The following is a 19,653-nucleotide window of genomic DNA, read 5'->3' as shown; positions in this document are numbered from 1 at the left end:
TCCATTTGCGGATTGGACGATTGAGAAACCGGCTCCCCTTGGGGGCCGGTTTTGTTTTGGGCAGGGAGGGTTTCGGCACAGGCCTTGTTCTAGTCCTCCTCCAATGGTGTTGGGACTATCGTGCGTTTGCGGGACGGAGCCGCCCTTCGCTGCGGCCGCAGCCTCGACAGCACTCTGTGGCCGCAGTGCGCGACAAGCAGACTTTGCCAGTTAGATTGTAAGGCACATGCTGGACATCACGTACTCAGTTCGTCAGTTTAGCTCTGCATTCAAAAAATCATACTGTTGCGGACAGTTTGAGGAAGCAATCAACTTTTGCGTGTCTTTGAGGTTTTACCTCGAGTGCGCCTAGGCTATGAAGTGGTTCTATTGATGACAAAAAGACGGGCTGTTGGGCGGTTGCAAAAGATGCTTGACGAAGAACACACAAGTGAGAGCCGTTTACCTTTAGTCCACACAACAAGTTTGTATAGCTTTGAAGATCTGTGTTCAGAAGATCGTATTGACCCTACACATTGCCAGCACTTTAACGAGAAATTGCTGTACTTGTTCTACGGACGGCCAGCGTATCGAACGGAAACAGCAGAATTCAGCGATCTGTCATTCAATTGGCCTATTGTTTTCGTCCTAGATCCAAGCAAGATAGATAACTTGAAAGCAGTTTACCCCTTTGACACAGGCGCTTTCTACTTGGGCCTGTACAGGAGGTTCTTTTCGAAAAAATCGGAAACCGAAGACTTTAGACTTCCAGGATCGCTCGAGTATGCCGAAAAGCTTGTTGACGCCTTTTATTCTAACAAAGAAGAGTACCTGAGAGGGAGGTCTACGAAGAATACCAACATTCCTCCATTCAACTTTGAAGCCGAAGGAATACAGAAATTAAGTAGGGAGCCCTCTTTTACAAGTAGAATTTCTGAAGATCAGGTTACTAGAGATGAACGGTCATCTTCAATAGAAATTCAAACTGAAAACTCGATAGACATCGCTGACGCAACACTTGCAATCGTTCTTCCGTCTGCAATACTGGAAGAGCCAATGGTAGTTGATGCGCTGGACCGCTGGGGACTCGCTAAAGAAGCTGTTCGCTACTACGATGTGCAGGGTTTTCATGGCACGGACTCCTGGCTTGGCCAAATCTACGCTCAAATTTCAATAGTGTATCGTGATCATGGTTTCTTGGATGGAGGTGTGTCGAGGTGAGGCCTCGTGGCAGTTCATATAAGATTGTTGCGGTTCACAATCCGCTTGGTAGGTTTCCGTCACGCGTATTTCCGATCTTTCAGCTAAGCTCTGAGACTGGTCCATCAGGGCGACTTTTCCAGCAAGTCATATCAAGTGACGGGAAGATTGAAGATTTCCTGGAGCTTAAGAAGCCAAATGCAGAGCGTTTAATTTTTGCGAATGACGGAAACAGGTTAAGTTTTGTAGACCAATTGGCCCTGCATTGCTTCGCTCACCGAGAGGGGGAAATTTTTATCGCCCGCGGCCTTTCTGAATTTAGTCAGTATTTTCGAGCTCTTATGTCGGAGGATCGGTACCGAGAGATTCGAGATCACCCATTGTGTGCAGTTGAGCTGGCAAGATTTGTTGACGATGAGGAGTATGAGGCGAAATTCACGAAAATAGCGACTAAGAAACTTGCGAAGAGAAGCATCAACGTCGCGGAGGGCTGGCTCAACTATTCGCAACTCTCGGAGCCAGCTCGCCAAGCTGGGTTTGAGGTGCTAGAAAAAATAAAGAAGGAGAAATTCTCATTTGAGGAGACTAAAGATATTAGATCCATTCAGATGGGGGAGGGCACCTTTTACCAAGGTGATTTTGTGAGGCAATTATGGGACGGAAAAATTCACATCCGCATTGGCAATAGGCTGTTTAAAGGAAAGCCTATCCAATCGTTACGGCGGGGCTAAGAGTCCGAAAAGATCTGTTTGTGACCTGCAACGCGTACGAAGTTCTGCCAAGCATCCGACATCCGTAATGGGCTCAAAGGAGACCTTGGCCTAGGCTGCGATGGAAAGTTGTCTTGTGCGCGCTTTCCTCTGTTCCCTGTTCTCACCTTCCCGTGAGACTGCTGCCAATCCGCACCCCTCTTAACCCAATTCTCACCAAATTTTCCGAAATTACCCTGCATGACGTTTACCCAACCGCAGGAGTCCCCGTGACCGATTGGACTTCCGGCTATGTTGCCGGCATTGACTACACCTATGATTTCCACAGCCAGCTGACGCCCGCCCTGCTGGAATTCGGCGCCATGCGCCAAGGGCACCGGCACGGGCTCGATAAGGACAGGCTCAGCTATTGCGAACTGGGCTGCGGCCAGGGGTTCTCCGCCAACCTGCTGGCAGCCGCCAACCCGCATATCGAATTTCACGCGATGGACTTCAGCCCGGCCCACATCGCGGGCGCCCGCGAACTGGCGCAGGAGGGCGGACTGGACAACATCCGCTTTCACGAACGCAGCTTCGAGGATTTCGGCGAGGCGCCCGGCCTGCCGGACAGCTTTGACATCATCGCGCTGCACGGCGTCTACAGCTGGGTCTCCGCCGAAAACCGCCAGCACATCCTCCGCTTCATCTCTGACCGGCTGCGGCCGGGCGGGCTGGTGTATGTCAGCAGCAACGCGCAGCCGGGCTGGGCCGCCGCGATGCCGCTGCGCCGCCTGCTCACCAGCCGGGCAGAGCAGGGCAGCGGCCCGCTGATGACGCGGATCCAGGATGCCATCGACTTTGCCCGCCAGCTGAGCGCGGCCGGCGCGGGGTTCTTTGCCAGCAACCCTTCCGCCGCCAAGCGTCTCAAGCATATGGACGCCATGCCCGCCAACTATCTGGCGCATGAGTATTTCAACAAGGACTGGACGCCCTTCCACTTTGAGGATCTGGCCGCAGAGCTGGCCGGCGCCAAGCTGAACTTTGCAGGCTCGGTGCATCCGCTCGACAATATCGACAGTGTCCGCTTCACGCCGCAGCAGCAGGCGCTGCTGGAGGCTGAGCCGGACCCGGACCGCCGCGAGAGCCTGCGGGACGTGCTGCTGAACGAGCATTTCCGCACCGACATCTTCGTGAAGGGCAAGCTGGCGCACACCCCGCGCGGCGAGATCGGCGCCTGGTTCGCGACACCGTTTGCGCTCACCCGCACTTACAGCGGCGGCGCGCTCCGGTTCCATCACCGCGGCAAGGACCTGCCGCTGGAGCAGGAGCAGTACGCGCCGGTGCTGAAGGCGCTCGCCCAAGGCCCCGCAACGGTGCGCAGCCTGCTGGATCAGGGCGTGTTCGGCACCATGGACTGGGGCAGCATCACCGTCCTGCTGTCCGCGCTGGCCGCCACCGGCTGCATCGCGCCCTGCCTGCCGCCAGAGGGGCTGGCCAGGCGCGATGCCGCCTGCCGCGCCTTCAACCAGGCCGTCTGCAAGCGGGCCGAGGACAGCGAGGCGCTGCGCTTTCTGGCCTCGCCGGTCACCGGCGGCGGGGTGGAGCTTGACCGGCTTGAGCAGCTGTTCCTGCTGGCCCGCGGCGAGGGGCTGGAAACGCCCTCTGAGTGGGCGGATCTGGCCTGGCGCATCCTGGCGCCGCAGGGCCAGCGCCTGCAGCACGAGGGGCGGGTGCTGGAAACCGAAGAAGAGAACCTCGCCCTGCTGCGCGCCCGGGCCGGCAAATTCGCCGCCCGCCGGCTGCCGCTGCTGGAAAGCCTGGGCGTCGCGCTGCACCGCAGCAGCACCGCCCTGGCGCAGGAGGCTGCTGCCTGATCCCGCCGGGGGCGGCGGCGGTTTCGCCGCCGCCGCCCCCGGCGCTGCCGGAAAAGTTGAGCGGCGCGTGCCGCATTAGCAATTTGAAAAGCACTGAGCGGTACACATAAACCAGCAATAAATAATCACTGACAGGAACTGACCCGTGTCCTTCGAAGACCGCACGCTGACTGCTCAGACCAGGAGCAAAGAGGCTTTTTTTGCCTTGGACGAAGTGTTTTTCTCCCGCACCGATGACCGTGGTGTCATCCGGGCCGGCAACGCGGTGTTCAGCCGGGTCGCAAAATACCCGCTGGAGGAGCTGCTCGGGGCGCCGCACAAGATCATCCGCCATCCCGACATGCCGCGCGCGGTGTTCCAGCTGCTGTGGGACACCATCAAGGACGGCGGCACCGTCGGCGCCTATGTCAAGAACCGCGCCCGCGACGGCAGCTATTACTGGGTGTTTGCCGTGGTGACGCCCTGCGACGGCGGCTATCTGTCGGCGCGGATCAAACCCACCAGCCCGCTGCTGCGCACGGTGGAGCAGGAATACGTCAAGCTGCGCCAGGCAGAGCAGGCAGAGGGGCTGAGCCCGCAGGACAGCGCCGTGCTTCTGCTGGCCCGCCTGAAGGAGCTGGGCTTTGACACCTACAACGATTTTGCGGGCCACGCCCTGGCAGAGGAGCTGCTGGCCCGCGATGCCGGCCTCAAGCGCCCGGCCTGCGCCCGGCTGGCCGAACGCCGCGAGATGCACGCAACCGCAGGCACGCTGGTGGGGGAAACCGAGGCGCTGGTGCAGGAGTTCGAATCCATGCGCACCATCCCGCATAACCTGCGGGTGATCGCCTCGCGGATCGAACCGGCAGGCGGGCCGGTGACGGTTCTGTCGCAGAACTACAGCTCCATGTCGCGCGACATGTCCAGCTGGTTCGAGGCCCACGTCTGGGGCAAGGACAGCAAATTCCGGGCCATCAAGGGCACCGTGACGGCGGCCATCTTTGTCGAGGGGCTGGCGCGCATCCTGACCGAATGCGGCCATCAGCTGGACCAGGAAGACGGCACCGCCTCCACCGACATCGCCCGCGAGCAGGCCATCCTGTCAGAGCTGACCGAAACCCAGTTCACCAAGGCGCGCGCCAGCCTGCATGACGTCCGCTTCGAGGCCGACCGCATCCAGAAGGCCTGCCTGACCCTGCACCGCCACTTCATGGCGCTCACCACCACCCGGGTGCTGTGCAAGATCGAATGCGCGCGGCTGGGCCATGTGGGGGAATCGCTGAACTCGATCATTGATGAGCTGGGCCAGTTCCAGGACCGGATCTCCGCCCGGCTGGAGCGCATCTCCGAGCTCAGCGCGGCGCTTGCCAGCGAGGACAAGTAACCCGCCGCCACCGTGCGCCCCCGCAACAGCCGCTGGCGCATTGCTGCTGAGTTCTGGATTATCCTGCTGTATGGCCTAGACTGACAGTCAGGCTAAGCGCTTGGGAAACGGAATGAAAAGACTGCGCAACCCCCGCACGGGGGTCGATCAGGGCGACACCGGGATCTTCTCGGACTTCGAAGACGGCGGCCAGATGTGGACCGGCACCGGCCCCCGGGAACGGCGCCGGGCGGTGCAGTTTTCCGAGCCGTTCGCCCGCCCGCCCGCCGTGCATGTGTCGGTCTCGCTGTGGGACATGGACACCTCCGCCGCGATCCGGGCAGAACTGGTGGCGGAAAACATCACCTGCGAAGGCTTCGATGCCGTCTTCCGAACCTGGGCCGACAGCCGCGCCGCCCGTGTGCGCGCCGCCTGGCTGGCCATCGGCGACTTGCCCCATGCCGATGACTGGGACGTCGACTAGACCTTCGCCGTGAGGCTTCCAGCCTGCAGAAGCTTCTGAAACTTCGGGCACTCCAGATGGCTGGGCGCCGGGCATTCCGCCGCATGGCGCAGCGCGTCGCGCAGCGCCGACAGCTCTTGGATCTGCGCGTCCAGCGCGTCGGCGCGCGCAAGCAGCTGCTCCCGCGGCAGGTCGGGCTGGCCGTTCCTGCCGAACATGGCCGAAATCTCCTGCAGCGAAAACCCCGCCGCCTTGCCCAGGGTGATCAGCGACAGCTGCACCAGCGTGCCGGGCCCGAACTGCCGCCGCAATCCCTTGCGCCCGGCCGAGGCGATCAGCCCGATCTCTTCGTAATACCGCAAGGCCGAGGCCGCCACGCCGGAGCGTTCGGCGACCTCGCCAATATCCAGAAGTTTCATCCTTGACCTCAAGCTGGCTTGAATTCGCAGGCTGCCATCCGGAACCGGAATGAACAAGGGAATTTGCGGATGACGACGGAAAACACAGGCCTGTGGCGGCAGCCCAAGGCGATCGCGCTTTTGATGGCCGCCAGCCTCACGGTCATGGCCAATGCCACCATCAGCCCGGCACTGGCGGGGCTGCAGCAGGAGTTTGCGGCAGTGCCCGATGCGGGCTTTCTGGTGCGGCTCCTGGTCACCGCGCCCTCGCTGGGGGTGATGCTGGCGGCGCCGCTGGCGGGCTGGCTCACCGACCGCGCCGGGCGGCGGCGCGTGCTGCTGGCCGGGATCTGGCTGTTCATCCTGTGCGGCACCGCGGGGTTTTACCTGCCCGACCTGCACCTGATGCTGGCCAGCCGCTTTGGCCTGGGCCTGGCGGTGGCGCTGATCATGACCGCCCAGACCGCGCTGATCGGCGACTATTTCACCGGCACCCGGCGGCAGGCGCTGACCGGCCTGCAGATCTCGGCCCGCAACTTCGGCGGGCTGGTGTTCATCGGCCTCGCCGGATTGGCCGCCACCCTGTCGCCGCGGCTGCCGTTCCTGATCTACGGGCTGGCGGCTGTTGGCCTCTACACGGTCTGGCGCTTTGCCGCCGAACCGGACCGCACCGGCGCCGGGCAGGCGCAGGCAGAGGGGGCAGGGCACCCGGCCTGGCTGGCGCTGGTGATTGCGGTCTCCGGGTTGCAGATGCTGACCAACGGGCTGTTCTTCATGATGCCGACCCAGCTGCCGTTCTTCTTTGAGTCCCAGGGGCTCAACAGCGCGCTGATGACCGGCGCCGGGCTGGGCCTTCTGTCGCTGTGCGGCGGCCTCACCGCGCTGGCCTATGCCCGGTTCAAGGGCAGTCTGCCCCATGCGGCGGTCTTTGCCGCCGGCTACAGCGCGCTGGCGCTTGGCTTTGCGGTTCTGGCGCAAGAGGGCAGCCCGGCCCTGTCCCTCAGCGGGGCGATGGCCGTCGGCATCGGCTATGCCACGGTGTCGCCGGGCTTTGTGGCCATTGCGCTGGCCCTGGCCCCGGCCGGGCGGCGCGGCACCGCGGGGGCCATCCTCACTGCTTCGGTGTTCTGCGGCCAGTTTCTGTCGCCCTTCGCCAGCACGCCGGCCATTGCCCATTGGGGATACGGCGGCGCCTTCGGCGCGGCTGCGGCGGTGCTGGCGCTGATGGCCGCCGCCGCGCTGGCCGCGGCGCTGCAGACCGCCCGCCGCCGTGCCCCGGCCTGAAACGAAAAAGCCCCGCTTGACTGCGGGGCTTTCATCAATTCCGGGGTAACAGCCGCCTCAGCCGCCGTTTGAATAGAGGCTCTCGTAAATCGGAACCAGCGTCTTGTCCTCGAACAGCGACGACACAGAGGTGCCGTGCCAGATGTTCAGGATCGCCTGGGTGAACAGCGGCGCGGTCGGCACGATGCGGATGTTCGGCGCGGCCTTCACTTCCTCGGTCGGCTGGATCGAGTCGGTCAGCACCAGCGATTTCATCACCGAGTTGGTGACGCGCTCCACCGCCGGGCCGCTCATAACGCCGTGGGTGATATAGGCGTGGACTTCCTTGGCGCCGTTGTCCAGCAGCACCTGCGCCGCCTTGCACAGGGTGCCGGCGGTGTCGCACATGTCGTCGACGATCAGGCAGATCTTGTCCTTCACGTCGCCGATCACGGTCATTTCCGCCACTTCGCCCGGCTTCTCGCGGCGCTTGTCGACGATCGACAGCGGCGCGTTGATGCGCTTGGCCAGCTCGCGGGCGCGGGCCACGCCGCCCACGTCGGGAGAGACAACCATCAGGTCACCCATCTGGTCCTTGAACTGGGCCTTCACGTCCAGCGCAAAGATCGGGCTGGCATAAAGGTTGTCCACCGGAATGTCGAAGAAGCCCTGGATCTGCGCCGCGTGCAGGTCCATGGTTAGCACCCGCTCAACACCTGCGCCGGTCAGCATGTTCGCCACCAGCTTGGCCGAAATCGGGGTGCGCGCCTTGGTGCGGCGGTCCTGGCGGGCATAGCCGAAATAGGGGATCACTGCGGTAATCCGCTGGGCCGAGGAGCGGCGCAGCGCATCGGCAATGATCAACAGCTCCATCAGATTATCATTGGCCGGGTTCGAGGTCGGCTGGATGATGAACATGTCCTCGCCGCGGACGTTCTCATAGACTTCGACGAAGATCTCGCCGTCATTGAACCGCTCGACGCGGGCGTCTGCCAGCCCCTGGTCGACACCGCGGTGCAGGCTCATCCGGCGGGCAATGGCTTGGGCAAGAGGGAGGTTGGCGTTCCCAGCAATCAGCTTGGGTTCGTTCAAGGTCGGCATTGGCTGTGATCCCCAGGCAGCAATGGCAATGTGTCAGATTCGTGATATTGAACCCCGCTTATCATGCACTTACCGTCGCGCAAAGTTCTAAGCGGGAGATACAGCCTATGGCAGCATTTGATTTCTACTTTTCCACTCTTTCGCCTTTTGCCTATCTCGCCGGAACCCGCCCGTGGCAGATTGCGGCCCGTCACGGCGCCGAAGTCACCTGCAAGCCGCTGGACATCCTGGCACTGTTTGCCCGCACAGGCGGCACGCCCCCGGGCGAACGGCACCCGGCGCGGCAGGAATACCGGCTGATCGAACTGCAGCGGCAGGCGGATAAGCTGGGCCTGCCCATCAATCTGAAACCTGCGCATTGGCCAACCAACGCGGCGCCTTCGGCCTATGCCATCATCGCCGCCCAGAACGCAGGCGGCGGCGATATGGCGCAGCTGGTGCATTCCATCCTGCGCGCCTGCTGGGCGGAGGAGAAGGACATCGCAGAGGACGCGGTGATCCGCGCCTGCCTCGCGGGCGCCGGCTTCGACCCCGCGCTGGCGGACAGCGGCCTCCTGGCCGGCGCGGAGACCTATGCGCAAAACCTCGAGGATGCGGTCACTGCCGGCGTGTTCGGCGCGCCGTTCTGGGTGACGGCGGACGGGGCCAGGTTCTGGGGCCAGGACCGGCTGCAGGATCTGGACGCCCATCTGGCGGAGGCGGCAGGGTGACGGATCAGCTGGACGGTATCTTCTCGCGCAGCTTCGGGCAGGGCCCGCGGCCGGTGCTGGCGGTGCATTGCTCGCTGGCCCATTCCGGCGCCTGGCGCGGCCTGGCAGAGGTGATGGCGGAGGACATCACCCTCACCGCCTATGACATGCTGAGCCACGGCCGCAGCCCGGACTGGGACGGGCAGGGCAATTACCAGCTGCTGAACGCAAAGGCGGGCCTTGCGCTGCTGACAGAGCCGGTGGATCTGGTCGGCCATTCCTTCGGCGCCACCGTTGCCCTGCGCATGGCGATGGCGCGCCCGCATCTGGTGCGCAGCCTGACCTTGATCGAGCCGGTGCTGTTTGCCGTGGCCAGAACGGACGCCCCGGAGGTGCTGGCCGAGCTGGAGGCCGGCAACCAGCCCATCGACGCCGCCTGGGCGGCTGGCGATGTGGAGCTGACAACCCGGCTGTTCAACCGCCTGTGGGGACCGGGAGAGCCGAAATGGCCCGACCTGCCGGAGCCGCTGCGCGCATCCATGATGCGGGCGATGCCGGTGATCCCGGCCAGCTATGGCACGCTGTATCTGGATGAAAACGCCACCCTGGCGCCGGGGTCGTTGGATCCCGTCACGATGCCGGCCCTGCTGGTCACCGGCTCGGACAGCCCCCCGGTGATGGCCGAGATCGCCAAGGGACTCGCCCGCCGCCTGGGCAATGCCCGCACTGTCTCGGTGGCCGGTGCAGGCCACATGCTGCCGGTGACGCATCCGAACGAAACGGCGGAGTTCCTGCGCCGCTTCTGGGCTGGCGCTTAGGCTTGAAGGGCGCGGTCCGGCCTTACCACGGCGTTGCGCCCTGCTTGGCCCAGACGTCGGTGAAGTTGCCGTGGTTGGGCATTTGCACCTGTGGCAGGGTCTCTGCCGTCATCGCGGTCTCCGCATCAATCACCCCGTTGCGTTCCAGAATGAAGGCAGCCAGCGCATAGGCCTCGTCATCGCTCAGCGATTTCGGCGCCTCCAGCGGCATTGCCCGGCGGATGTAGTCAAACAGCGTGGTGGCGTAGGGCCAGTAACTGCCGGCTGGCTTGGGCCAGACATCATTGGGGCCCACCGGCGGCATCACCGGGCCCTCGCTGCCGGTCGCGCCATGGCAGGCGGCGCATTTCGCGGCATAGATCTCCGCCCCTTGTGCCGCGGTGCCGCTGCCCGCGGGCAGGCCGGTGCCATCGGGTTTTACATAGGTGGCGTAAAACGGGATCTCCGCAGCATCCAAGGGCTGGCCCAGCCCGGGCCCTTCGGCGTGGGCGGCAGCGGTGCCCAGCAGCAGGGCGGCGGCGGTGAGTTTAAAGATAGACATTCTGAACCGCTCCTTCTGCTGTGACCTGCCAGGGCTGGATGGCGTTGTAATGCAGGAAGTTCGACGCGTGATAACGCGCCTTCCAGTCGGCGCGCGCAGGCTGCACCGCGCCGGTCTCATCGGTGGCGCGGCTCATCAGCACCAGGGGCGAGCCGTCCCAGTGCCAAGCCAGGCTGAACCGGGTCAGCGCCTGCGGCAGCACCGGTCCGGCCAGCGCCGCCTCTGCCCAGCTTTCGCCGCCGTCGGCCGAGACCTCGACCTTGGCCACCTTGCCAGCGCCGGACCAGGCCAGCCCGGAAATTTCATACACCCCCGGCCCGTTCATCGTCATGGTGGCGGACGGGTGGGTGATGAAGGACTTCACCCCCATTGCGAAGGTGAACTGGAGCGAGGAACCATCGGCGAGGATCTCGGTATACTCCCCCGATTCATCCTTGGTATGCACCGGCGCCTCCGTCACCCACAGGCTGGTCAGCCACTTGATGTTCATATTGCCCTCCCACCCCGGTAGCAGCAGCCGCATCGGATAGCCCTGTTCGGGGCGGATCCGCTCGCCGTTCTGATAGAGCGCCAGCATGCCGTCACTCATGATTTTTTCCATCGGGATCGAGCGCGCCAGGCTCGGACCGTCGGCGCCGGCGGCGACCACCCACTTCCCTTCGGGCTTCACACCGGCTTCCTCCATCAGCACGGCCATCGGGACGCCGGTCCATTCGGTGTTCGACACCAGCCCATGCAGCATGTCGCAGCCTGCTTGCATCGGCTCCGGCATCACCGCGTTGAACAGGCTGTTGCCGGCGCATTCCAGGAAATGGGCCGCCGTCACCATCGGGTAACGCTCCAGCGCCTCCACGCCGAATTGCAGCGGCCGCTCCACCAGCCCGTGGATCATCAGCTGGTGGCGGGCCGGGTCGATGTCGGGACGGCCGCCGTGATGCACCTCGTAGTGCAGCCCGTTGGGGGTGATGGTGCCGCGCAGGCGGTGATGCGGCGTGCCGGACAGGCTGAAGGCCGGCGCCACATCCTGCCACGGCTCGATGATGGCGCGCTGCACGGAGGCTTCCGTGGCAGCCGGCATGCCGTAGCCGCGCGCCCGCGCACCTGCGGCCTTGGTCCACTCCGGGATCTCCGCCTCCGCCCGCGCCGCCCCGGGCCGTGCCAGTCCCGCAACGGTTCCGGCTGCGGCGGCAGTCAGCAGCGTCCGGCGGCTCAGCAGTCCGCCGCCCGCGGCATAGTCCAGCGCGGTGCTGTCACTTTTGGATCGTGTCATCTGAATTTCCCCTCCCTTGCTGGCAACTGCTGCTCGCACCGGGCCTCGGGACGCGGGTCTTGCCACCCGCTGCTATCGCAATTCTATCATAAAACGGGCCGCAGCAGCAGGGGCAGGGCAGGGGCGGGCCGCGGATGGCCTTTGGAATATCCGCCTCAGCCGCTAAACTCTACCGCAGGTCACGACTGACAGGAGGCTCCCATGCCCGGACTAGATTTCTGGTATTCGATCGGCAGCACCTACAGCTACCTCACCGTGATGCGGATCGGCGATGCGGCGGCGCAGGCGGGCATTCCGGTCCGCTGGCGCCCGTTCAACGTGCGCCACGTGATGACGGTGCAAAACAACATCCCGTTCAAGGATAAGCCTGAAAAGACCGCCTATATGTGGCGCGACGTCGAACGCCGGGCGCAGCGCTACGGCTTCCATGTGCGGCTGCCCGCACCCTATCCGCTGCCGGAACTGGTGCTGGCCAATCAGGTCGCAGCGCTGGGCGCGGCAGAGGGCTGGGGCGAGGCCTATACCCAGGCCGCCTACCGCTGCTGGTTCGAGGCGGGCCAGCCCGCGGGGGAGGACCCGAACCTCAGCGCCAGCCTGGAGGCCGCTGGCCAGGATCCGGCCCGTGTGCTGGAAGAGGCGCAGTCGGAAAAAACCGTCGAAATGCTGGCAGATGCAACGGAGGAGGCAATGGCCCTGGGCATCTTCGGCGCGCCCAGCTTTGCGGTGGGCAAGGAGATATTCTGGGGCGACGACCGGCTGGAGGATGCGCTGCTCTGGGCGCTGGACCGCCAGTAGCCGCCGCCGGGCTCGGGATCAAAGCAGCGACAGGAACGCCCGGATGGCCTCGTCCGGCACCGACCAGTCGCAGACGAATCGCGCGGTGACCAGCTCATGCTCCGGCCCCTGCAGCAACCCGTCCCACAGGTGATAGATGGCGCCTGCCGCAAACAGCTCCTGGTGCCTGCGGCGGGGCAGGGCGGCAAAGATCATGTTGGCCTGCGCCGGATGGGTGAAATGCGCGCCCGCCGCCTCCAGCCCTTCGGCCAGCAGCGCCGCCTTGGCATTGGCCGCGCGGGCGTTCTTCAGCCACAGATCGTCGTTCAGATAGGCCAGCATCTGCGCTGACAGATACCGGTGCTTGGAAAACAGATGCGCGCCGCGCTTGCGCCGGTACTCGAACTCCTCCGCGTGCCGGGGATCAAAGAAGATCACCGCTTCCACCCCCATGCAGCCGTTCTTGGTGCCGCCGAAGGAGACCGCATCCACACCCGCTTTCCAAGTCATCTCGGCGGGCGTGCAGCCCAGCGACACCAGCGCATTGGTGAAGCGCGCGCCGTCCATATGCACCGGCAGCCGGTATTCCTTGGCCGCCGCACAGACCGCTTGCAGCTCCGCCAGGCTGTAGACGGTGCCGAACTCCGTCACCTGCGTCAGCGACACCGGCCCCCGCTGCGGCCCGTGCACGCCGCGGGTCTCCTCGCCCTCGATGGCGGCGCGCAGGCCTTCGGAGGTCATCTTGTCGGCTTCCGTCACCAGCGTCAGCTTGGCGCCGCCGGTGTAGAATTCCGGCGCGTTGCATTCATCCATGTTGATGTGAGCAGGCCGGGTGCAGAACACCGTCTGCCACGGCTGCGCCAGGGTCGACAGCGCCAGCACATTGGCGGCGGTGCCGGTCGCGACCAGATAGACCGCCGCCTCCGGCGCCTCAAAGATCTCCCGGATCCGCGCCGTCACCTCGGCCATTTCCGCATCCGCCCCATAGCCCATGGCATAGCCCCGGTTGGCTGCGGCCAGAGCGTCAAGGATCTGCTGCGGCACCGGGCCGGAATTGTCGGAGGCGAAATGCATCGGGCTGGGTCCTTGCTCTGTTGCGGCTGTCCGCTCCCAGACCTAAGCCAGCCCCGCGCCGCTGCCAAGCCGGCAATGGCCGGCCCGCCGGAACGTCAGAACACCCCGGCCAGGAAATACCCCAGCGCAATCCCGGCCGCCGCCGCAGCCGAGGACCACAGCGACAGCTGCGCGCTCAGCCTGGACCGGTGCCAGGCGCGGATTTCAGCCTCCTGCCGCGGGCTCAGCCCCTGACCGGCCAGAAAGGCCCTGGCCTTGCGCTCATCCGCGGCGGTGAAATAGGTGCCATGCTCAAACGGCATTTTCTGCTGCCCCCTTTTTTGCCCCGGTTCGACAGCCGCCGCCCGGCCAGGCGGCAGCCGCAACCGGCTGGCAGCAGTTTCGGCCTGGACAGGGGGATTTGCAACCTCAGGTTGCGTATGATGCGCCTCAAATTGAACGCGATCCGCGCGCCCCCCCCGGCGGCGCCTGCTCAGCCCAGCGGCTCGTCGATGATGTGGTCTTCCCAGTCTTCTTCGGCGATCTCGAATTCCGACACCGTCCAGCCGCGCACCGACACGCCTGCCTCATGCACGCTCTCCGGCGTGCCGGTCAGCAGCGGGTGCCACTCCGGCAGCGGCTTGCCCTGCCACAGCAGCCGGTAGGCGCAGGTCTGCGGCATCCAATAGGCGTGGGTGTCCAGGTTGTCCGGTTTCAGCACGATGCATTCCGGCACGAACTGATGCCGGATCGGATACTGCGCGCAGCGGCAGGTGCTGTCGTCCAGCAGGCGGCAGGCCACCCGGGTCAGCGCCACCTCGCCGCTGTCCTCGTCCTCCAGCTTGTTCAGGCAGCACTTGCCGCAGCCGTCGCACAGCGCTTCCCATTCCTTCTGGCTCAGCTTGGCCAGCGGCTTCTTCTCCCAGAACCGCTTGCCCAGACCGGAGCGGTCGATCACATCCTTGCCCGGTTTCATAGCGCCGCCAGGATTTCACGCGCCTGGGCGCAATCTGCATCCATCTGGGCGGTCAGCGCCTCCAGCCCGTCGAACTTCAGCTCAGGCCGCAGGAATTCCACCAGCCCGACCGACAGCGTTGCACCATAAAGGTCGCCTGAAAAATCAAACAGATAGGTCTCGATATTCGGCACCTCGCCGCCGAACATCGGCCGGACCCCGATCGAGGCCGCACCAAAGTAGCTGCCCTTGTGCGGGCCGTCCAGCACATCGACCAGCACCGCGTAGACGCCGAACCGCGGCTGGTGCAGCCCGTCAATCGACATGTTGGCGGTTGGAAAGCCCAGCTCCCGCCCGCGCTGCTCGCCGCCGATCACCACGCCCTCGATCCGGTGCCAATGGCCCAGCATCGCCCGCGCATCCGCAGGCCGGCCTTCGCTCAGCGCATTGCGGATCGCGGTGGAGGACACGGCATGTTCGGAATATTCCATCAAGGGCGCAATCGTCACGCCAAAGCCGTACTGCTCGCCAAAGCGCTGCAGGTCCGCGGCATCGCCCGCACGCCCCTTGCCGAAACAGAAATCGGCGCCCACCACCACATGCGCCAGCCCCAGCCCTTCGGCAATCACGTCGCGGGCAAATTCCTCCGGCGTCAGGCTCGACAGCGCGGTGTTGAAGTTCAGCTCATAGAGCCGCTCCACCCCCAGCTTCTCCAGCCGGTGAGCGCGGGTTTCGGCCCGCATCAGGCGAAAGGGCGGCGCATCGGGCGCAAAATACTCGCGCGGGTGCGGCTCAAAGGTCATCACCCCCAGCGGCGCGCCGGGGACGGCCTTGCGGGCCAGCTCGATCACCGACTGATGGCCCAGATGCACGCCGTCGAAGTTGCCGATGGCAACGGTGGCGCCCCGGTCCTGGTGTTCGACGAATTCAAAATCTCTGACGATACGCATGGCGCATCCGTACCCGCACCCGCGCGGCGGTTCAAGCGGCCAGTGGCGGGGGAGGGAGGCGCGCCGCGCGGGCATCTGTCCGCCCGGCGGTGCTGCGCGCCTTGTTCCGGGCGGTGAGGGGAGGCTTGCAGGTGTTGCACACCCACCGTACGCCCGCTTCAGGCAATCCTCACGGCCTTATGCGATGCTCCCAAATGATCGCGATCCCCCAGCCATGGTTCCCGCGCGCGGGGCCATGATACGAGGCGCAGGCATCTGTGGAGCTGCCTGCGCAACACCCGGAGACCGGCCCTGATAAAAAGGGGGTCGTCCAAGCGAGCTTGTCCGAGCAGGCCCCCGGCGGGGTCTGTCCACCTCCATCCGGCGGCGCCGCCCCCTTAACTGGGTTTCAGCGCATAAACGGAAACGAAAAGACCGAAACGGCACAATCCGGCAAAGCAAAACCGCCAAGGGCAATGGCCCCCGGCGGCGGAAACGGCTGCGTGCCGAAAACTCAGTCGAACTTGCGCGACGGCGCCATCACCATGGCCTCGCCCACCAGAACCTTCTTGCCGTTGACGATGCAGCGGCAGTCCAGCTTGACCCGGCGCTTGTCGATCACGATGTCGGTCACCTCGACCTCCGCCAGCACCAGATCGCCCGGCCGCACCGGCGCCAGGAACTTCAGCGACTGGCTCATGTAGATGGTGCCATGGCCCGGCAGCTGCTCGCCGATCACCGCCGAAATCAGCCCCGCGGTCAGCATCCCATGCGCGATCCGGCCCTCGAAAATGGTGTCCTGGGCATAGGCGTCGTCCAGATGCACCGGATTGCGGTCGGTGGAGACCTCGGCAAACATCTGGATGTCCTCATCGGTGATAACTTTGCGCAAGTAACGCACCATGCCCATCTCGATGTCTTCGATGCAGATGGTCCCGCGCGGCATGTTGTCCAACATTCGATCCTCCGTTCACCTGTCTGGCCCCAGGCGCCGATGAAATAATTGCGCGCTCCATTGCCCGCTTGCGCAACTTTATTACTTTGCAGTTGCAGAAAATCAAGAGGGTTTGACAAAAGAAAACCCCGCCTGTTGCGGCGGGGTCCAACCTTCAGATGCTGCGGAAGGCTCCGGCTCAGGGGCCGGGAAGGGTTGCTTTAGCGCAGGAAACCAATGGCATAGGCCGGGCTGGCCTGCTCCTTCTGCAGATAGGCCTCCAGCGCCGCCGGGTCCGGCTGGACCGATGTTTTTGTCTCACTGGCTGCCAGGCCGCCGGTGATGAACAGGGAATCGATGCCTTCGCCCATGGCGCCGGCAATATCGGTGTGCGGCCCGTCGCCGATCGCCAGGATATCCGCATCCGCAACGTCCTGGCCCAGCTCCGCCAGGCGGCGGCGCGCCAGGTCATAGATCGGCGGATGCGGCTTGCCGAAATACAGGCTCTCGCCGCCCATCTCGGTATAAAGCCGCGCCAGGGCGCCCGCGCACCACTCCCGCGTCTCGCCGCGGTCCACCACGATATCGGGATTGGCGCACAGCAGCTTCATCCCCATCTGCTTGGCATAGAGAAAATCGGGCCGGTTCACCGCCGGGTCCGCATGCGGGTCGAACGGGCCGCAGCAAACGATGCCCTCGGCCTCCTTCAGCGGCACCCGGGTGATCTCCACCGGGTCGTGGATCACATGCAGCGGCTCGAAAAAGCCCGCATCGCGCTCCCACTCGCCCATGAAATAGACCTTGTTGCCGACCGCCCCGGTGAACATCGCCGCCCGCGCGGAATCGCCGCTGGTGGCAATGGTGTCATAGGCATCCTGCGGCACGTTGAACTGCCCCAGCTGCGCCGCCACGCCCGCGCGCGGTTTCGGCGAATTGGTGACCAGCACCACGATGCCGCCCTCCGCCCGGTACGCCTGCAGCGCCGCCACCGCCTCGGGAAAGGCGGTGATCCCGTTGTGCACGCAGCCCCACAGGTCGACGAACAGCGCCTTATACCGGCCGGAGACTTCGGAAAGGGAGGAGATGATCTGGGTCATGGCAGCTTCTTCCACACAAAAAGGTCCTTTGGGTCTACCTATGGCAGAGGCTCCTCGCGAAGGCCAGTGCGGCGGCGGCGGGGGCCGCCCCGGAAAAACAGCGCAAAAAACCCGCCGCCGCCTCTGCGGCTTCAGGATTGCTTAAAGGTAAGCGGGAAAGGTTGGCGGTGAAAACAGCTCTAAGGTGTGTTTCCCATGTTCCGTACGTTATCCATGAAGACCCGGTTTCTCATTGCCGGTGTTATTTCCGTCGTCGCGATTCTGATCCTGTCCTCCTTCGCGGTCTACAGCCTCTGGCAAAGCGAGCTGGAGCTGGAACGGCAAATCAGCGCGACCCAGGTTTCCCGCCATGTGCTGCGGGCAGACATGATGCACGACGCGGTGGAGGCTTCGGTGCTCTCCGCCGTGCTTGTCGGAGCGGATGGCACGCCGGAGGAGAAGGCAGACACCCGCGCCAAGGCCGCGGAGAAGGATGCGGTCTTCCGCGAAGAAATGTCGGCCCTTCAGGCGATGGAGCTTGAGGCGGAAGTGAGCCGCCTTCTGGAGGCGGCTCTGCCGCAGATGGACCGCTTCCTGCGCGCTGCCAGTGAAACCATAGACACCGCGCTCACCGGCGGGCCAGGGCTGGAGGCGGCTCTGTCCGCGTTTCAGGCCCAGTCTGACGAGCTTGGTGCAGTCCTGGGCCCGCTGGGGGACACCATCATCAGCAACGCGCGCGCCACGGCTGTGTCGGCCCGCGCGCATGATATGACGCTGCTCTATTCGCTGCTGGCGGTGTCCGCTGCCCTGATCATTCTGTCCATTTACAATGCCCGCAAGATGACGCTGAACGTCGTGCGCCCCGTCGGCCGGCTGCGGGCGGCCCTGCGTGAGGTGGCCGAGGGTGAATTCGGCATCAAGGTGGCTGACAGGATGCGCCAGGACGATTTCGGCGATATCGCCAGCGCCATCGACAAGGTGTCGGCCCGGGTGATCTCCGCCCTGGACGAGCAGAATGCGCTGCGCCAGGAAAGCGAGCAGGTGATCGAGCGCCTGCGCAAGGGTCTCAAGCGGCTGTCGAACGGCGATCTGAGCGACCGGATCGCAGAACCGTTCACTGCCGACTACGACCCGCTGCGGGTGCATTACAATGAAACCGTCGACCGGCTGAACGAGCTGATGTCCGAGGTGGTGCAGGCCGGCGTCCGGATCCAGCGGCAGTCGGGGGAAATCCAGACCGCGTCGGAGGATCTGTCGTCGCGCACCGAAAGCCAGGCCGCCACGCTGGAGCAGACCGCCGCCGCGCTGGAGCAGATGACCGCCAGCGTCAACTCCTCGGCCCGCAACGCCCAGGAGGTGCAGGAGGTGGTGAACTCCGCCCGCAGGGATGTGGAGCACAGCGGCCAGGTGGTCGAAGGCGCCGTCAGCGCGATGAACGCGATCGAAACCTCTTCCCAGCAGATCTCGCAGATCATCGGCGTGATCGACGACATCGCCTTCCAGACCAACCTCCTGGCGCTCAACGCCGGGGTCGAGGCGGCCCGCGCGGGCGAGGTCGGCCGCGGCTTTGCGGTGGTGGCCTCCGAAGTGCGGGCGCTGGCGCAGCGGTCCTCGGATGCGGCGATGGAAATCAAGACCCTGATCAGCACCAGCTCCGCCCATGTGGAGGACGGCGTGCGCAAGGTGGACGGCGCCGGCAAGGCGCTGACAACCGTGGTCAGCCAAGTCAGCAACATCGCCGAGTTGGTGTCGGGCATCTCCAGCGAATCCGCCGAACAGGCGCAGGGTCTGAACGAGATCAATATCGGCGTCTCCCAGCTGGATTCGGTGACCCAGCAGAATGCCTCCATGGTGGAGCAGTCCGGGTCCGCCATCCGCTCGATGAATGCCGAGACCGTGGGACTGAACCGGCTGGTCGGCCAGTTCACCCTGCGCGAGGGGCAGGGCGCGGCGGCGGTGCAGATGCCGGCAGCGGAGGTCTGGAGTGACACCCCCGCGGCGCATCCGGCGGAGCCCTCCCTGCCGGAGCCTGAGATGGCCAGCCCGGCGCAGGATGATGCCCGCTGGGAAGACTTCAATGACGGCAGCGAAGCCTGGCCGGAGGAGGGCGCGCCGCTTTCCAAATCTGCCTGAGCCCTGCCAGGGCCGCGCGCAGGCCGGCGTCTCAGCCGGCCTTGCCTGCGTCCGGCGGTCAGGATCAGCGGCAGCAGACGGCGCTGCCGAGCTCCGCATGAGGCTGGCCGCGCCATGCCGGGCGCCGCCCGGCGCCTGCCGCCGCCCGATACCCGGCAAGGCCGTGGCCCGG

At 64.7% G+C, this 19,653-nt stretch carries 20 protein-coding genes; 10 read left to right on the top strand and 10 right to left on the bottom strand.

Annotated elements, in window-relative coordinates; translation table 11 throughout:
• Positions 1–408 precede the first annotated feature (408 nt).
• The 5 genes from R2C4_RS12670 to R2C4_RS12650 all read left to right on the top strand — a co-directional run bounded on the left by R2C4_RS12670 (position 409) and on the right by R2C4_RS12650 (position 5,568).
• Positions 409–1,200, top strand: a complete 792-nt coding sequence (locus tag R2C4_RS12670) for a hypothetical protein (RefSeq protein WP_141890907.1) — start codon at positions 409–411, stop codon at positions 1,198–1,200.
• Positions 1,197–1,910: a hypothetical protein gene (locus R2C4_RS12665; protein WP_141890906.1), complete on the top strand. Its 714-nt coding sequence runs from the start codon at positions 1,197–1,199 to the stop codon at positions 1,908–1,910. The genes R2C4_RS12670 and R2C4_RS12665 overlap by 4 nt, the downstream gene beginning before the upstream one ends.
• 248 nt (positions 1,911–2,158) lie before the next feature.
• Positions 2,159–3,742, top strand: coding sequence for a class I SAM-dependent methyltransferase (locus R2C4_RS12660; RefSeq protein WP_141890905.1), 1,584 nt, complete (start codon positions 2,159–2,161; stop codon positions 3,740–3,742).
• A 145-nt stretch (positions 3,743–3,887) separates the two neighbouring features.
• Complete coding sequence (locus R2C4_RS12655) at positions 3,888–5,105, top strand: PAS domain-containing protein (protein WP_141890904.1); 1,218 nt, start codon at positions 3,888–3,890, stop codon at positions 5,103–5,105.
• A gap of 112 nt (positions 5,106–5,217) precedes the next feature.
• Positions 5,218–5,568 (top strand): H-type lectin domain-containing protein, encoded by a 351-nt coding sequence (locus R2C4_RS12650; protein ID WP_141890903.1) that lies wholly within the window; start codon positions 5,218–5,220, stop codon positions 5,566–5,568.
• Here R2C4_RS12650 and R2C4_RS12645 read toward each other — a convergent pair.
• A complete protein-coding gene (locus R2C4_RS12645; protein ID WP_141890902.1) occupies positions 5,565–5,966 on the bottom strand; it encodes a helix-turn-helix domain-containing protein in 402 nt (133 codons plus the stop codon). The genes R2C4_RS12650 and R2C4_RS12645 overlap by 4 nt on opposite strands.
• A 69-nt stretch (positions 5,967–6,035) precedes the next feature.
• Here R2C4_RS12645 and R2C4_RS12640 point away from each other — a divergent pair, with 69 nt between their 5' ends.
• Positions 6,036–7,229 (top strand): MFS transporter, encoded by a 1,194-nt coding sequence (locus R2C4_RS12640; protein ID WP_141890901.1) that lies wholly within the window; start codon positions 6,036–6,038, stop codon positions 7,227–7,229.
• Between the two features lie 57 nt (positions 7,230–7,286).
• Here R2C4_RS12640 and R2C4_RS12635 read toward each other — a convergent pair whose 3' ends face one another.
• Positions 7,287–8,309, bottom strand: coding sequence for a ribose-phosphate pyrophosphokinase (locus R2C4_RS12635; protein WP_008556654.1), 1,023 nt, complete (start codon positions 8,307–8,309; stop codon positions 7,287–7,289).
• A 107-nt stretch (positions 8,310–8,416) separates the two neighbouring features.
• Between R2C4_RS12635 and R2C4_RS12630 the strand changes: the two genes are divergently transcribed.
• Together R2C4_RS12630 and R2C4_RS12625 are read left to right on the top strand one after the other, a co-directional pair.
• Positions 8,417–9,019, top strand: a complete 603-nt coding sequence (locus R2C4_RS12630; RefSeq protein ID WP_141890900.1) for a 2-hydroxychromene-2-carboxylate isomerase — start codon at positions 8,417–8,419, stop codon at positions 9,017–9,019.
• Positions 9,016–9,816, top strand: coding sequence for an alpha/beta fold hydrolase (locus tag R2C4_RS12625; protein WP_141890899.1), 801 nt, complete (start codon positions 9,016–9,018; stop codon positions 9,814–9,816). Before R2C4_RS12630 ends, R2C4_RS12625 begins: the two co-directional genes overlap by 4 nt.
• A gap of 22 nt (positions 9,817–9,838) precedes the next feature.
• Here R2C4_RS12625 and R2C4_RS12620 read toward each other — a convergent pair whose 3' ends face one another.
• Together R2C4_RS12620 and soxC are read right to left on the bottom strand one after the other, a co-directional pair.
• On the bottom strand, positions 9,839–10,357 hold the full coding sequence (locus R2C4_RS12620) for a c-type cytochrome (RefSeq protein ID WP_141890898.1): 519 nt from the start codon (positions 10,355–10,357) through the stop codon (positions 9,839–9,841).
• Positions 10,344–11,627: a sulfite dehydrogenase gene (gene soxC, locus R2C4_RS12615; RefSeq protein ID WP_141890897.1), complete on the bottom strand. Its 1,284-nt coding sequence runs from the start codon at positions 11,625–11,627 to the stop codon at positions 10,344–10,346. The genes R2C4_RS12620 and soxC overlap by 14 nt, the downstream gene beginning before the upstream one ends.
• 201 nt (positions 11,628–11,828) lie before the next feature.
• Here soxC and R2C4_RS12610 point away from each other — a divergent pair, with 201 nt between their 5' ends.
• Positions 11,829–12,422, top strand: coding sequence for a 2-hydroxychromene-2-carboxylate isomerase (locus tag R2C4_RS12610; protein WP_141890896.1), 594 nt, complete (start codon positions 11,829–11,831; stop codon positions 12,420–12,422).
• 18 nt (positions 12,423–12,440) lie between these two features.
• On the opposite strand, the gene R2C4_RS12605 is transcribed toward R2C4_RS12610, so the two are convergent.
• From R2C4_RS12605 to R2C4_RS12580, 6 genes are all read right to left on the bottom strand, one after another.
• On the bottom strand, positions 12,441–13,475 hold the full coding sequence (locus tag R2C4_RS12605) for a threonine aldolase family protein (protein WP_141890895.1): 1,035 nt from the start codon (positions 13,473–13,475) through the stop codon (positions 12,441–12,443).
• Between the two features lie 95 nt (positions 13,476–13,570).
• Positions 13,571–13,777: a hypothetical protein gene (locus R2C4_RS12600; RefSeq protein WP_141890894.1), complete on the bottom strand. Its 207-nt coding sequence runs from the start codon at positions 13,775–13,777 to the stop codon at positions 13,571–13,573.
• A gap of 170 nt (positions 13,778–13,947) precedes the next feature.
• Positions 13,948–14,430, bottom strand: a complete 483-nt coding sequence (locus R2C4_RS12595; protein ID WP_141890893.1) for a YcgN family cysteine cluster protein — start codon at positions 14,428–14,430, stop codon at positions 13,948–13,950.
• Positions 14,427–15,359, bottom strand: a complete 933-nt coding sequence (locus R2C4_RS12590) for a bifunctional riboflavin kinase/FAD synthetase (protein ID WP_141890892.1) — start codon at positions 15,357–15,359, stop codon at positions 14,427–14,429. Before R2C4_RS12590 ends, R2C4_RS12595 begins: the two co-directional genes overlap by 4 nt.
• Positions 15,360–15,852: 493 nt before the next feature.
• Positions 15,853–16,296, bottom strand: a complete 444-nt coding sequence (locus R2C4_RS12585; protein WP_141890891.1) for a MaoC family dehydratase — start codon at positions 16,294–16,296, stop codon at positions 15,853–15,855.
• Positions 16,297–16,493: 197 nt separating this feature from the next.
• On the bottom strand, positions 16,494–17,369 hold the full coding sequence (locus R2C4_RS12580; RefSeq protein WP_039949362.1) for a TIGR01459 family HAD-type hydrolase: 876 nt from the start codon (positions 17,367–17,369) through the stop codon (positions 16,494–16,496).
• A gap of 195 nt (positions 17,370–17,564) precedes the next feature.
• On the opposite strand from R2C4_RS12580, the gene R2C4_RS12575 reads away from it, so the two are divergent.
• Positions 17,565–19,481: a HAMP domain-containing methyl-accepting chemotaxis protein gene (locus R2C4_RS12575; protein WP_244940726.1), complete on the top strand. Its 1,917-nt coding sequence runs from the start codon at positions 17,565–17,567 to the stop codon at positions 19,479–19,481.
• The last annotated feature ends 172 nt before the right edge of the window (positions 19,482–19,653 follow it).

This window comes from Leisingera aquaemixtae (assembly GCF_006740765.1).
GTDB classification, from domain to species: Bacteria; Pseudomonadota; Alphaproteobacteria; order Rhodobacterales; family Rhodobacteraceae; genus Leisingera; species Leisingera aquaemixtae.
This window is presented reverse-complemented; position numbering and strand designations above follow the sequence as displayed.